At 71.8% G+C, this 13,762-nt stretch carries 13 protein-coding genes and 1 tRNA gene; 4 read left to right on the top strand and 10 right to left on the bottom strand.

What is annotated here, in order from left to right; all coding sequences use genetic code 11:
• Positions 1-66: 66 nt before the first annotated feature.
• Both HUT12_RS26960 and HUT12_RS26955 read right to left on the bottom strand, forming a co-directional pair.
• On the bottom strand, positions 67-483 hold the full coding sequence (locus tag HUT12_RS26960) for a hypothetical protein (protein ID WP_131054008.1): 417 nt from the start codon (positions 481-483) through the stop codon (positions 67-69).
• Positions 476-871 (bottom strand): hypothetical protein, encoded by a 396-nt coding sequence (locus tag HUT12_RS26955; RefSeq protein ID WP_176095118.1) that lies wholly within the window; start codon positions 869-871, stop codon positions 476-478. The genes HUT12_RS26960 and HUT12_RS26955 overlap by 8 nt, the downstream gene beginning before the upstream one ends.
• Positions 872-1,021: 150 nt before the next feature.
• Here HUT12_RS26955 and HUT12_RS26950 point away from each other — a divergent pair, with 150 nt between their 5' ends.
• A complete protein-coding gene (locus HUT12_RS26950) occupies positions 1,022-1,924 on the top strand; it encodes a Gfo/Idh/MocA family protein (protein WP_131054006.1) in 903 nt (300 codons plus the stop codon).
• 80 nt (positions 1,925-2,004) lie between these two features.
• Here HUT12_RS26950 and HUT12_RS26945 read toward each other — a convergent pair whose 3' ends face one another.
• The gene (locus HUT12_RS26945; protein WP_131054005.1) at positions 2,005-2,196 is read right to left on the bottom strand and encodes a DUF2795 domain-containing protein; all 192 of its coding nucleotides are present in this window, start codon (positions 2,194-2,196) and stop codon (positions 2,005-2,007) included.
• Positions 2,197-2,270: 74 nt separating this feature from the next.
• Between HUT12_RS26945 and HUT12_RS26940 the strand changes: the two genes are divergently transcribed.
• Positions 2,271-3,527, top strand: coding sequence for an erythromycin esterase family protein (locus tag HUT12_RS26940; protein ID WP_131054004.1), 1,257 nt, complete (start codon positions 2,271-2,273; stop codon positions 3,525-3,527).
• 112 nt (positions 3,528-3,639) lie between these two features.
• On the opposite strand, the gene HUT12_RS26935 is transcribed toward HUT12_RS26940, so the two are convergent.
• Positions 3,640-5,874 (bottom strand): MMPL family transporter, encoded by a 2,235-nt coding sequence (locus tag HUT12_RS26935; protein WP_131054003.1) that lies wholly within the window; start codon positions 5,872-5,874, stop codon positions 3,640-3,642.
• 38 nt (positions 5,875-5,912) lie between these two features.
• A complete protein-coding gene (locus tag HUT12_RS26930; protein WP_131054002.1) occupies positions 5,913-6,461 on the bottom strand; it encodes a TetR/AcrR family transcriptional regulator in 549 nt (182 codons plus the stop codon).
• Positions 6,462-6,587: 126 nt separating this feature from the next.
• Here HUT12_RS26930 and HUT12_RS26925 point away from each other — a divergent pair, with 126 nt between their 5' ends.
• A complete protein-coding gene (locus tag HUT12_RS26925; protein ID WP_131054001.1) occupies positions 6,588-7,358 on the top strand; it encodes an isocitrate lyase/phosphoenolpyruvate mutase family protein in 771 nt (256 codons plus the stop codon).
• A gap of 155 nt (positions 7,359-7,513) precedes the next feature.
• Positions 7,514-8,476, top strand: coding sequence for a DNA polymerase domain-containing protein (locus HUT12_RS26920; protein ID WP_176095116.1), 963 nt, complete (start codon positions 7,514-7,516; stop codon positions 8,474-8,476).
• Between the two features lie 237 nt (positions 8,477-8,713).
• Here HUT12_RS26920 and HUT12_RS26915 read toward each other — a convergent pair whose 3' ends face one another.
• The 5 genes from HUT12_RS26915 to HUT12_RS26895 form a co-directional block, all read right to left on the bottom strand.
• Positions 8,714-9,307, bottom strand: a complete 594-nt coding sequence (locus HUT12_RS26915; RefSeq protein WP_131052089.1) for a DoxX family membrane protein — start codon at positions 9,305-9,307, stop codon at positions 8,714-8,716.
• Positions 9,308-9,474: 167 nt separating this feature from the next.
• Entirely contained in the window at positions 9,475-11,829 is a 2,355-nt protein-coding gene (locus HUT12_RS26910; protein WP_176095115.1) for a metallophosphoesterase, read from the bottom strand.
• Between the two features lie 20 nt (positions 11,830-11,849).
• Positions 11,850-12,554: a hypothetical protein gene (locus HUT12_RS26905; RefSeq protein WP_176095114.1), complete on the bottom strand. Its 705-nt coding sequence runs from the start codon at positions 12,552-12,554 to the stop codon at positions 11,850-11,852.
• A gap of 211 nt (positions 12,555-12,765) precedes the next feature.
• Positions 12,766-12,840 (bottom strand) — tRNA-Arg (locus HUT12_RS26900).
• 190 nt (positions 12,841-13,030) lie between these two features.
• Positions 13,031-13,723 (bottom strand): winged helix-turn-helix domain-containing protein, encoded by a 693-nt coding sequence (locus HUT12_RS26895; protein ID WP_176095998.1) that lies wholly within the window; start codon positions 13,721-13,723, stop codon positions 13,031-13,033.
• Between the last annotated feature and the right edge of the window lie 39 nt (positions 13,724-13,762).

Below are 13,762 nucleotides of genomic sequence, written 5' to 3'. Positions count from 1 at the left end.
GTGGTGGGTGGTGGGTGTTAGCAGGGGACCCTTCCTATACACGAGGCGTTAGTAGGGGGCCCTTCCTTACATCCGGGGGCGGGTGGACCAGAGCCAGACCAGGCCGAGGACCGGCAGCACCAGCGGGATGTAGCCGTACCCGCTGCCGAAACCGGACCAGACCGTCTCGTCCGGGAACAGGTCGGGGCGGGCCAGGCTGAACGCGCCCACCCCGACCACGCCGACCAACTCCACGAGGCAGCAGGCCAGGGCCACCCGACGACCGGTGTGCCCGGCCCGGGCCAGCCCCACCGCCGCCACGATGTAGACCAGTGCGGCCAACGCCGAGAGCAGGTACGCCAGCGGCGCCTCGTCGAACCGGGTGATGATCTGGAGGCCGGCGCGGCTGGTGGCGGCGATCGCGAAGAGCAGGTACACCGCGATCAGCAGACGGCCGGGGCCGGCGTTGGTCCGGGTCGTCCCGGCGGTCCGCGCCTCAGCCACCGAGCACCTCCCAGGTCTGCTGGAGCCGCACCACGACCACCGGCGTCACCAGGCAGACCGCGCAGACGATCGCCGAACCCCAGCGGGTCGGCTCCATCCGGGCCAGCACCGCAGCCAGCGGCGGCAGGCAGACCAGCGTCACCAGGTAGCCGAAGAACGCGCCCGGCTCGCCGGGCTGCTCGCCACCGGCGAGGGCCACCCCGGCCAGCACCGCCAGCCCGAGCAACGCCAACTCCAGCACGGCCAGGCCGATCATCTGTACCCGGTCCGGCGCGCGGTGGCGCAGCGTGGCCACCAGCGCCCACACGGCGACCAGCAGCGACAGCACGATGGCGACGGTCGCCGGGACGCCGTCGACCGGGGACCCGGCGACGGGCGCGGCGGTCACCGGGTCCGTCCGGTGCTCGTTCCGATCACCGGCCCACTCTACTAACCCCCGTAGTACAGGCGGCGGGGCGCCGGGCCGGACCGACCGGGGACTAGCGTGGACCCCGCTGCGGGTACGCGGCAGCCAGGCGAGACGGCGGAGGTACCGGTAATGCGGTTCGGGTTGTTCGGCACCGGCCACTGGGCGGCACAGACGCACGCGGCGGCGCTCGACGCGCACCCGAGGGCGGAACTGGTCGGCGTCTGGGGACGCAACCCGGATCGGGCCGCCGCGCTCGCCACCCGGTACGGCGTACCGGCCTTCGCCGAGGTCGAGGCGCTGATCGAGGCGTGCGAGGCGGTCGCCGTGGCGCTGCCCCCGGACGTACAGGCCGACATCGCCGTCCGGGCCGCCACCGCCGGGCGTCACCTGCTGCTGGACAAGCCGCTGGCGTTGACCGTCGCCGACGCCGACCGGGTGGTCGAGGCCGCCACCACCTCGGGCGTGGCCTCGGTGGTCTTCTTCACCGGCCGGTACCAACCGGAGGTCGCCGGTTTCCTCACGGCCGTCGCGGCGGCCGGCGGCTGGCACACCGCCAACGTGGTCCGGTTCGCGTCGGTCTTCCAGCCCAGCAGCCCGTACGCCCAGTCGCCCTGGCGACGGGAACGCGGCGCGCTCTGGGACATCGGCCCGCACGCGCTGGCCGTCCTGCTGCCGGTGCTGGGCCGGGTACGGCGGGTGGCGGCCGTCGACGGCCCCGGTGACCTGGTGCACCTGCTGCTCACCCACGACGGCGGGGCCACCAGCACGGTGTCGCTGACGCTGGACGCCCCGCCCGAGGCGGTGGCGGCGGAGTTCACCCTCTACGGCGACAACGGCGTCGAGCGGCTGCCGAACCCGAGCGCTTCCTCCGCGACCGCCCTCGGCGTGGCCATCGACCAACTGCTGGCCGAGGTGGACGGCGGCACCCGGGACCACCGCTGCGACGTCCGCTTCGGCCGCGAGGTGGTCGCCGTCCTGGCCGCCGCCGAGACCGCCCGGACCCGCTCCGCCACCGTCGACCTGCCCGCCTGACCCGCGTCCCGCGCTGACGTCGGCTCAGGTCGCCGCGCAGCGCACGCTGACGCCGGTCAGGTCACCACGGTGACGTCTGCTCAGGTCGCCGCGCGTAGGGCCTCGCCGAGGTCGGCCGGGGAGCCGAAGTGCGCCACCGGCAGCGCCCGGACCGCCTCCAACTGCTCGGTGCTGGCGCCGTTCTCCTGGCACCAGCGGATCAGGTCCTCGCGGGAGACGGGAAAGTCCAGCCCCGCGATCTGCTCCGGCAGGAGGGCACCACTGTCGGTCATGCTGACGGCCTACCCGCCCGAGGCGCCCGGCACACCCCCGGGTTTGCTGCCGGGGGTGCCGGGTAGCCGCAGGCATGCTGGTACAGCGGCTCGGCGCACCGAGCGACCTCGACCCGTTGCTGGAGCGAGTCCGGGACGTCCGGGTGGTGATGATCGGCGAGGCCACGCACGGCAGCCACGACTACTACCGCATCCGGGAACAGCTGACCCGGCGGTTGATCGCCGAGTGCGGGTTCAGCTTCGTCGCGGTGGAGGGGGACTGGCCGGACTGCGACCGGGTGAACCGGTCGGTGACTGCTGCGTCGGGTGGGGCGACGGAGCCGCAGACCGCGCTGGAACGCTTCGAACGCTGGCCGACGTGGATGTGGTCCAACGCCGAGGTGGCCCGGTTCTGCCGCTGGCTTCGAGCCTGGAACCTGGAACGGCCCGAGACGTCCCGGGCCGGGTTCCACGGGCTGGACGTGTACAGCCTCTGGGAGTCCATGCAGGCGATCTTCGACTACCTCGGCGAGGAGGACCCGGCGTCGCTGGAGGCCGCCCAGGACGCCTACCGGTGCTTCGAGCCGTACGGCAAGCAGGTCGAGGAGTACGGGTTGGCCAGCCGCTTCGTCTCCGCCCGCTGCGAGGAGGAGGTGGTGCGGCTGCTGGCGCGTACCCGCGAACACGCCGCCACGGACGGGCCGGGCGCCTTCTCGGCCTGGCAGAACGCGGAGGTGGTGGCCGGCGCGGAGCGGTACTACCGGGAGATGGTGGCCGGCGGGCCGGGGTCGTGGAACATCCGGGACGGCCACATGGCCGACACCCTGGACCGGTTGCTGGACCGCTACGGGCCGGGTGCCCGGGGTGTGGTCTGGGCGCACAACACGCACGTCGGCGACGCGCGGGCCACCGACATGGCCGACGACGGGATGCTCACCATCGGCCAGTTGGCCCGGGAGCGGTACGGACCGGACGGGGTGGCCCTGATCGGCTTCGGCAGCTATCACGGCACGGTGACGGCGGCACCGCGCTGGGGGTCCCCGGCGGAGGCGATGGTGGTGCCGCCGGCCCGCCCCGGCTCGCTGGAGCACCGGCTGCACGAGCTGATGCCGGACCGGGCGGTGCTGGTCTTCGGCGGCCCGGACCAGCCCGGCTGGGTCACCGACACGCTCGACCACCGGGCGATCGGCGTGGTCTACGACCCGTCGTTCGAGTCGTGGGGCAACTACGTGCCGACCCGGCTGGGGGACCGGTACGACGCCTTCGTCTGGTGTGACGAGGCCACCGCCCTGCATCCGCTGCCCGCGCTGACCACACCGGGCGAGATGGAGACCTATCCAGCGGGCGTCTGAACGCGCGCTCGCGCTGCGGGGTGGGGTGCGGGCGCTCGGGGTGCTGATGTTAGGAAGGGTCCCCTGCTATGCACGAGGCGTTAGCAGGGGACCCTTCCTTTCACGCATGCCGTCAGGTGTTGGCGTGCGCCTTGTCGTCGAGCTTGGCGCGCAGCTTCTCGCCCTCGATGTCGACGTTGGGCAGGATCCGGTCCAGCCAACGCGGCAGCCACCAGGCCACCTTGCCGAGCAGCGACATCACCGCCGGGACGATGGTCATCCGGACCACGAAGGCGTCGATGGCCACACCGACCGCCAGCGCGAAGCCCATCGACTTGATGACCGGGTCGTCGAGGAAGACGAAGCCGCCGAAGACCGACGTCATGATCAGCGCGGCGGCGGTGACCACCCGGGCACCGTGCCCCATCCCGTTGATGGTGGCCTGCTGGGCGGTGTCACCGTGGACGAAGTCCTCCCGCATCCGGGAGACCAGGAAGACCTCGTAGTCCATGGCCAGGCCGAACAGGATGCCGATGAGCAGGATCGGCAGGAAGCTGATCAGCGGGCCCGGGGTGTCCAGGCCGAGCAGGCCCGCCAGGTGCCCCTGCTGGAACACCGCCACCGTGAGACCGAAGGTGGCAGCCACGGTGAGCAGGAAGCCCAGCGCCGCCTTGACCGGCACCAGCACCGACCGGAACACCAGCATCAGCAGCAGGATCGACAGGCCGACCACCAGGCCCAGATAGACCGGCATCGCGTCGGAGAGCTTCTCCGAGATGTCGATGCCGATCGCGGTCACGCCGGTCAGCAGCACGTCGGCGCCCTGGACGCCGTCGACCGCCGTACGGATGTCGTGCACCATCGTCTCGGTGGCCGGGTCGGTCGGGCCGGTCAGCGGGATCACCCCGAGCAGCGCGGTCCGGCCGTCCGGGCTGAGCTGCGGCGGAGCCACCGCCAGCACGTTCTCGGTGTTCTGCACCAGGTTCGCCACCTGCGGCACAGCAGCGGCGGTGGCCTGCGCGTCGTCGCCGGCCACGACCACCGCGAGACGGCCGGTGAAGCCCGGCCCGAAGCCCTCGGTGATCAGGTCGTTGGCGACCCGGGGAGCCGAACCGGCCGGCGCGGTGCCGGCGTCGGGCAGGGCCAGACGCATGTCCGGCGCGGGCAGCGCGAGCAGGCCGAGACCGATCACGCCGGCCAGGATCACCGGGATCCGGAAGCGGGTGAGGAACGCCGCCCAGCGGAACCCGAACGTCGACCGGTCCTCGCCGGTGACGGCGGCCACGTCGGTGCCCGCACCGCTCTCGGTCGGCTCCGGCGTGCTCTGGTCGCCGTCGGCGGCCTGCGGTGCGGCCGTACGCAGCTTGCGGGGCAGCACCCGGCGGCCGGCGAAGCCGAGCAGGGCCGGTTGCAGGGTGATCGCCACCAGCACGGCCACGGTCACCGTGCCGGCCGCGGCCAGACCCATCACGGTCAGGAACGGGATGTTCACCACCGACAGGCCGGCGAGGGCGATGACCACGGTGGCCCCGGCGAAGACCACCGCCGATCCGGCGGTGCCGACCGCTCGACCGATCGCCTCGTCGGCGGGCAGTCCTTCGAGGAGGTTCTGCCGGTAGCGGGAGGTGATGAACAGTGAGTAGTCGATGCCGACGGCGAGGCCGAGCATCAGCGCGAGGATCGGCGCGGTGCTGGTCAGCTCCACCACGCTGCTGAGCGCGAAGAGACCGGCCATGCCGACGCCGACACCGATCAGCGCGTTGAGCATGGTCATCCCGGCCGCCACCAGCGAACCGAAGGTGATCACCAGAACGACCAGGGCGACCGCGACACCGATCGCCTCGGTCGAGCCCACCTCGGGCTCGGCGTTCAGCACCTCACCGCCGGGCGCGACCTGCCAGCCCTGGCCTTCGGCCTGGGTGCCGACCTGCTCGTACGCCTCGCGCTGCTCGTCGGTGATCGCGTCGGAGCCACCGCCGAACTGCACCTGGATCAGGGCGTACCGGCCGTCCGGCGACACGGCGCCGACCTGGAACGGATCGACGGCGGCGAGGACGCCGGGAACCGCCGTGGCCTCCTGGGTGATCGACTGGACCACCGCCTGGCCTTCGGGTGTGCCGAGTTGTCCCTCCGTGGGCGCCTTGACGGCGATCGTGCCGGTGGCACCGGATGCGGCCGGGAACTGCTCGGCGAGCAGGTCGAGAGCGCGCTGCGACTCGGTCCCGGGCATGGTGAAGTTGCTGGCCGTCGGGCCGCGCAGGGTCGCTGCGGCCAGGCCGAGCCCGACGAGTACGACGAGCCAGATCGCGGCCACGAGCCGCCGTCGGCGCATCGAACCCCGGCCAAGCCGGTAGAGCAGGGTCGCCATGAGGTCCTTTCCCTCGGTTCAGTGAATGGTGGAACGGGTCAGTGAACGGGCTCCAGCGCCCGTCGCAGCAGGGCGAGCAGGGCGGCCCGCAGGTCCTCGTCGGACACCTCGGCGAACTGTCCGCAGGTCTCCGCGATGCCGGCGAGGAGCACCAGCGCGCAGATCCGGGCCGAGTCCCGGGACGAGCGTCCGGCCAGGGCGGCGATGAGCCGCTCGGAGATCTCGTGGATGTGCGCGAAGTCGGGTTGTTGCAGCAGCTCGGGGAACTCGCCGCGGAGCAGGGCGATCTCGCCACGGAACCGGACGGCGAGGTCGACGAAGCCCTCGGTGGCGACCTGCTGGGCGCGGGCGGGGTCGGCCTGCGCCGCGATCCGGTCGTCCAGCGCCTGCAACACCTCGACGGCGGGCGCCATCAGTTCGGTGAGGATCGCCTCCTTGTTGGCGAAGTGGTAGAGCACCGCCGCCTTGGAGCAGCCGACCTCGCGCGCGATGTCCTGCAACGAGGTGCCCCGGTAGCCGGTGGCGGCGAACCGCCGGGTGGCGGCGGCCAGGATCTCGTCGTGGGTCTGCTGGGTCGGGCGGGCCATGGCAGCCAGCATGCCTGACCGATCGGTCAGAGGCTGACCGATCGGTCAGATCAGTGGTCTTCGCCACAACCACCCGGGTGTGATTGGCTCTCGGGCTCCCGCCCGTCCGATGCCCAGAATCGCGCTATGACCTCTACCGCGATCGATCGGGCGGCGGCACTGCGCGCGCTGCATCGTCCCGGTGAACCACTCGTCCTGCCCAACGCCTGGGACGCCGGCTCGGCTCGGGCCGTGGCCGACGCCGAATTCCCCGCTGTCGCCACCGGCAGCGCCGCCGTCGCGGAGTCGCTCGGCTACGCCGACGGCGAGCGCACCCCACCGGCCGAGATGTTCGCGGCGGTGGCCAGGATCGCCCGTGCGGTGACCGTGCCGGTCACCGCCGACCTGGAGCGGGGGTACGGCCTGCCTCCGGCGGAACTGGTCGAGCGCCTGCTCGACGCTGGCGCGGTCGGGCTCAACCTGGAGGACTCCGAGCCGGCCGGCGGCGCGATGGTGGACACCGAGAAGCAGGCCGACCTGCTGGCCGAGATCCGGGCGGCGGCCGGATCTGCCGGCGTACCGGTGGTGCTGAACGCCCGGGTGGACGTCTTCCTCCAGCAGGCCGGCGACCCGGCCCGGCGACTCGCCGAGGCGATCCGCCGGGCCCGCCGCTACCTGGCGGCCGGTGCGGACTGCGTCTATCCGATCGTGCTCGCCGACGCCGCCGACCTGCGGACGTTCGTGGCGGAGGTGCCCGGACCGGTGAACGTGCTGGCCCGCCCGGCGGCACCGACGCTCGCCGAACTCGCCTCGCTCGGCGTGGCCCGGATCAGCTACGGCTCCGCTGTGTACGCGGCGATCCGTGCGCACACCGCCCGACTGCTCGCCACGGTCGCCGCCGGCGAACGACTGGCCTGAGCGGGTGAGCTGGGCGGAGCCGGGTGCCCCGTCCCGCGGGTGAGTCGAGCCGACCGTCCGCGCCCCAGTGCGCCAGTGCGCCTTTCGAGCTGAGTGCGTAGGCGGATCGGCGCGTTCCGGTTGACCGCGTGTCGCGGCGGCGGGATGGTGGGCGGATGAGTCGGGGGGACGAGACCAGGGACGGCGTGGCGCTGACCAACCTCGATCAGGCGCTCTTCGACGGGTCCGGCGCGATCAAACGGGACCTGGTCGACTACCTGGACGCGGTCGCCGACCGGCTCGTCCCGCACCTGCGCGGACGGCCGCTGTCAGTGGTCCGGGTACGCCCCGGGCAGCCGCCGTTCATGCAGAAGAACCTGCCCCGCTACACCCCCGACTGGGTACGCCGGACGCCGGTCTGGGCCGAGGCGTCCCACCGCGAGATCGCGTACGCGCTCTGCGACGATCGCCGTACCCTGCTCTGGTTCGCCAACCAGCGCGCGGTGGAGTACCACCCGACGCTGGCGGTGGTCGACGACCTGAGCCGTCCCACGCACCTGGTGCTCGACCTCGACCCACCCTCCGACGGCGGCTTCGGCGCCGGGGTGGCCGCCGCCCTGCTGGTCCGCCAGGCCCTCGCCGACGCCGGGCTGACCGGTGCGGTGAAGACCAGCGGCGCCAAGGGGGTACACGTCTTCGTGCCGATCGCGGCCGGTCCGGACGCCGAGGAACTGGCCGCCGCCACCCGGGCCCTCGCGGCCCGTGCGGAACGGCTCGACCCGGCGCTGGCCACCACCGCGTTCATCCGGGAGGACCGGGCCGGCAAGGTCTTCGTGGACCCGACCCGGTCCGGCGGAGCCACCGTCGTGTCCGTCTACAGCGCCCGGCTGCGGCCCGGTGTGCCGGTCTCCTTCCCGGTGCCCTGGGCCGACCTGGAGTCGGTGGCCCCGGCGGACTTCACCATCCGGACGGTGCCCGGCCTGCTCGCGGACGGTGACCCGTGGGCCGAGGCGATGCCGTCCCCGCAGCCGCTCCCGGCCGACCTGGTCGAGGAGGGGCGGACCATCCCGGTACCCCGGGTGCAGGCCATGCACGAGGGCCGGCGCCGGGCCCGCGCCCGGCGCGCCGAGGGCGGCTGAGGACGGTGTGACGGGCCGGCGCGCCGAGGGCGGCAGCAGAGGACCGACGCGCCGAGGAACCCGTTCCGGAGAGTCGGGCTGAGGTCCGGTCTGCCCGGTGCGGTGCGGTGCGGGTCCGGTCCGCCTGGTGCTGTGCCGGGTCCGGTCCGCCGGAAGACGGTGCGGGTTCGTCGACAGGTGCCGACACGACGCCGGGCCGGACCCTGGAGGCGGTCCGGCCCGGCGTCGGTCGGGGCGTCAGATCATCCAGCGGTGCCGCTGCACGAAGGGCAGGCGGGCCCAGATCCGCCCCAGACCCCAGGTGTGTCCGGCGTACGCGGCGGCGAGGGCGATCAGCGCCACCGCGTAGATCAGGTGGTAGTCGACCAGCGGGTTGGTCGAGCCGGTCGGGTCGCCAGCGGCGGTGAACCGGGCAAGCGGGAACTCGGCCAGCCACATCAGCGCCATCATCACGGTGCCCGAGGCGGCGGCGACGCGCAGCCCGACACCGGCCACCAGGGCGACGCCGATGGCGGCCAGACCGACCATGAACAGCACGTTGGCCCACCAGGTGCCGGCGATCGTGTGGGAGATCGACTGCAACGGGCCCACCTCCACGTTGGCGAGGAAGCCCCGGGTGGGGGAGCCACCGTTGATCCAGGCCCGCTCGGCCGGGGTAGCGTACCCGAAGCCGAAGGTCTTGTCGAGGAAGGCCCAGAGGAAGATCAGGCCGGTGGCGACCCGCAGCACGGCCAGCGCCCGCGCGGCGGTGACGGTGAGCATGGCGCCGGGCATCTCGGCGTGCTCCAGCGGCCGTTCGATCGATCGTCGGGTGCCGTGGTGGATGGTCATCGTCGCCTCCGCAGTCAGCTTCTTACGGGATCACCATCCCCCGCGCCGGGGCTCCGGCACCCGGGCCGGAACACCTGAGCCGGGCAGGACCAAGGTCCCGTCCCCAACAGGCCCCTCGGCGACCGGCACGTGCGCGGACCCGGCCCTCGCGGAGGCACCGGGCGAGGTCAGCCCTTGATGGTCCAGCGCTGCTTGGTGACCCATTCGGCGCCCGGTGCCACGGCCAGCTCGCGCCACTCGATGACCAGGAAGTCGGCACCCGGCACCCGGACCGGCTGGGCCAGTTCCAGGACGGCGAAGTGGTTCGGTTGGTTGTGCTCCAGTTCGTGCTGGCTGACTCCGGTGCTGCCACAGCCGGAGACGATCAGCGGGCGGGGCGTCACGCTGGAGTCGTTCTGCGGGATCCGCACCAGCGTCTCGCGCAGTTGCGGCTTGTGCTTGTGCCCGTGCAGCAGCAGCGAGAAGCCGAGCCGCTCCAGGCGCTGCTCCACCAGCCCGGCGTCGCGGACGGTGGACAGGTCGAGCACGACCGCGTCACCCCGTCGCGGCTCCAGCGGTTCGGGGAAGGGGTGCAGGTGGTGGTGCATGACCGCGACCCGTACGTTCTCCGGCGGCTCCTGCTCCAGCAGGTCCTTGACGATGTCGAGCTGACGCTTGCCGATGTAGCCGTAGTGGTTCTGGTCGTCCTCGAAGATGCAGGAGTTCAACCCGACGACGGTCATCGTCCGGTCGGTACGCCGATAGACGATCTCCCTCGCCTCCGGCCGGGTGCCCGAGGTCCGCAGGTCCCACTCGATGCGGGGATAGACCTCGTGGAACAGTTCCTCGCCATAGAACTGGTGCGCGAAGGTGAGGTAGTTGTCGAAGCGGTTGGCCCGGTTCGACTTGGTCTGGAGCCAGTCGATGTCGTGGTTGCCGGGGACCAGCACCACCTGGCTGCGGTCCATCCCGGTGTTCTCGCACAGCTCCGTGAGGAACTGCCGGACCAGGTCGAACTCGTCCTGCCGTCCGGTGTAGGTGGAGTCGCCGGAGACCACCAGGACGGCGTCGGAGGCGGCGCAGCCCGACCGCTTGAGGGCGCCGTGGAACTCCCGGGTCAGCTCGACGCTGAGCCGGTCGGAGTTCTCGGTGTCGGCGAACCGGTGCACGTCGATGCGGCTGCCGCCCTCGGTGATCGATCCGAAGTGGACGTCGGAGATGTGGAAGATCATCCGACGGGGGAAGTCCGGATCGGTCGCCGGTGCGCCCCGCTCCTCCACGGTCGTGGACGCCGGATCCCTGGCCCCGTCAACCAGCCAGCGCGCGAAACCGTCCGCGTCGCGCAGCGGCAGGCCGTTGGCGTGCAGCATGAGAATCTGGTCGGCGGTCGACTCCAGGTGCAGCCGTTCCGCGCCGTACCGGACCGCCGCCCGCCCGAAGCGGCGGGCCGCCTCCACGTCGCCCAGCACGAAGTGTGCCTCGGCCCGGACCAGGTTCGCCCAGGAGTCGGTCTCCTGCCCGGGGCGGGAGTCGATCTCGTCGAGCAACTGCCGGTACCGGGCGAGCGCCGGTTCGGGGTTGCCGGGATCGGCGATGGCCAGCATGCCGGCGCAGGCCACCGCGAGGTACAACGAGGTGGGGGAGAGGGTGGCACCCTGCTGGTAGAGGCGCAGCGCCTCGGCGTACCGGCCCTGACGTTTCAGTGCGCCGCCGAGCATGCCGAGCGTCTCCGGGTCCGAGGGGTTCAGCTCGTACGCCCGGTTCAGCGCCACCTCGGCCGCGTCGAGCCGGGTCAGCTTGCGCAGGTAGAAGCCGCGCTGCCGGTGCACCTCCCAGTCGCCGTCAGCCTCAGGGAAGGCGGCGTCGAGGACCTGCACCGCGCTGGCGTAGTCGCCCTCGGCGGCCAACCGGTTGCTCAACGACAGCAACGCCCCGGTCGGCAGGTCACCCGACTGCCGCGCCCAGTGCCAGACCGCGAGCAACTGCTCGATGTTGCGGCTCCGCTCGATCTTGTGGTGCAGTTCCTGCTCGAAGGCGACCCGGTCGGTACGCGGATGGAAGTTCAACCCGAGGTCGCTCAACGCGTCCCGGACCGGATTGTGGACGTGCGGGCTGTCCGAGATGAGCGCCTCGCGGTACGCGAACCGGAACCGTGGATCCTGGTCGAACTGTGGGCTGTAGAAGAGCACCCGCTGGCTTTTCAGATCGAACGGCAACTCGGTGCCGTGCACCGCGACGAGAATCGTCTTGCCCGGCGAGATGGCCTGCCGCACGCCCAACTCGTAGTAGACGCTGCCGTTGGGCGAGCTGATGTCGGCGACCACCACGTCGGCGGCCTGGAGGTGCCGGAACGCCTGGTTGACGATGGTGCCCGGCTCGGTGATCTCGTCGGCGCGGAACACCGACCACCCGGCGTCCTGAGCCACCGGGCGGAGGATCCCGTGATAGAAGCGGTCGAAGTCGTGCATCAGGCCGGAGGGCAGCCGCTTCAGACCGAACGGCATGATGACGAAGAGTTTCTTGGCGCCCGAGATGTTCGACATCCACGTTCCGATCGTGCTGGTCAGGTGTGGCTCTCGAAAAGGCCCTTGCCGTTGACCCGGACCAGGGTCGCCAACTCGCTGAAATCAGCGTATTCGTAGACCCGGATCCGGGGTATGTCCGGATGATTGGAGTTGGCCGCTCCCCGGAGGAGGAACGGCAGCACCGCGGACGTGTGTCTGAAATAGATGGACGGTGTGCGCAGGGCGATCGCCACCCCGGCCTCGACAAGCGCGCTCGACGGATTCGACACGGGCAGCACCAGCAGGAAGTGTCGACTGTGGGTCAGCGCCCGCAACTCGTCCCGGAACCCCAGGTCGACGGCGGGGAAGTCGGCGATCTCGGGACGGTCCCGTCCGGCGTAGTAGCAGCTCAGCCCGGCGCGCTGCTCGATCTCCCGGATCAGCGTCATGATCTGTCGGCGGTGGGCCGGGTACTCCGACTTTGGCAGGGAGGCCATCGGCGTCGAGACGAAGACGTCGAACTCCGGTCCGTCGCCGGCCAGGGATCGTCGGCGTACGGTGGCGACCACCGCGACCGTCGCGCCGGTGACGGCCACCCCGGCGAGGAACGACACCACCGCGACCGCGATCGTACCGCCCTGCCCGGCGAGCAACGGCACCGCGCCCTGCACGACCGCCACCGCCACCGTGGCCGAGGCCGCGATCGCCGCACCACCGTAGGACGCCTTCTCGGTGGCCGAGATCCGCGACCACCGTACGTTCACCCGGGGCACCGGCAGCCCTTCCGCAGAGTGGCGAGGTGCTCACAGCATAGTGTCGGCACGCATCCCCGTACTGACCGCCGATCGGGGGTCGTCACGGCCCGGAAGGGCGATCCAGCCGTGGTCGGTGCGTGTCCGGTGCTGCCCGCTGGGCGCGAAAAAGGCCGCTGACCGGGAATCTCTGGTCAACGGCCTTGCTCGTGCTGGTCTGCTCTGGTGCCCCCGGCAGGATTCGAACCTGCGCCCCCGCCTCCGGAGGGCGGTGCTCTATCCCCTGAGCTACGGGGGCTCAGCGACTGGAGAAGACTAGCAAACTCACCCTTCGATCGCCGAACCGGCACCCCGACCCCACCCTTACACCCACCCCCGCGTCGTCCGGTTGATCAAGAGGTTTTGGTACTCGACGGGCTATTCCGAAGGCCAAAACCTCTTGATCAACGCAGCGAGAGGGGGCGGGGACGGGGACGGGGTGGGGTGGGTCAGGCGGCTTGGGTGCGGCCGCAGCTGGGGAGGGGGTGGGGCACGATGCGTCGGGGGAGGCGGCGGGGCCACTCGTTGCGGGCCCAGGAGCCGTCCACGATCAGGTGCACGGTGCGCTGCTCGGTGCCGCTGAGGCGGAGCACGAAGTCCCGGGGTAGTGCCGGATCCACCGACGGCGTGGTGACCATGAACCGCACCCGGCCGCGCGAGGAGACCGCCGAGATCACGTCGGCTGCCGGCATGGTGCCCCGGAGGCGTACCCGGCCGAGCCAGTAGACCTCGGCGAGGTGCTCCTGGGCGGCCCGGGTGATGGCCGGGTACTCGCCGCGTACCCACCGCTCGACCGCGCCGACGCAGAGCCCGCAGGCGCGCTCGCGCGGCTCGCGGGGGCCCAGCCCCCAGGCCCGCAGGTACGCCCCGACGACCCCGGCGTCCAGGGTCAGCCCGAAGTGCTGCTCGATCAGGGTGTGCAGACTCTGGCGAGTCCAGAGTTCCTCGTCCAGCCCGAACTCGTCGGGGTGGACGCCCCGCAGGGTGTCGATGAGTTCCAGCTCCTGCTCGCGGCTGAGCGCTCCCGACTCGCTCTGCCGCTGTCCGCGACGGACGGCTGCCACCGTCCCGTCACCGCCGATGGTGTGGCGTCGGCACCAACTGGTGACCGAACGCCGTGCGTCTCTGAGTGCAACCCCCACGTCCTGCGCAACGAGCCCGAATCCCAACTGGTCACGATA

Source organism: Verrucosispora sp. NA02020, assembly GCF_013364215.1.
GTDB lineage: Bacteria > Actinomycetota > Actinomycetes > Mycobacteriales > Micromonosporaceae > Micromonospora.
This window is presented reverse-complemented; position numbering and strand designations above follow the sequence as displayed.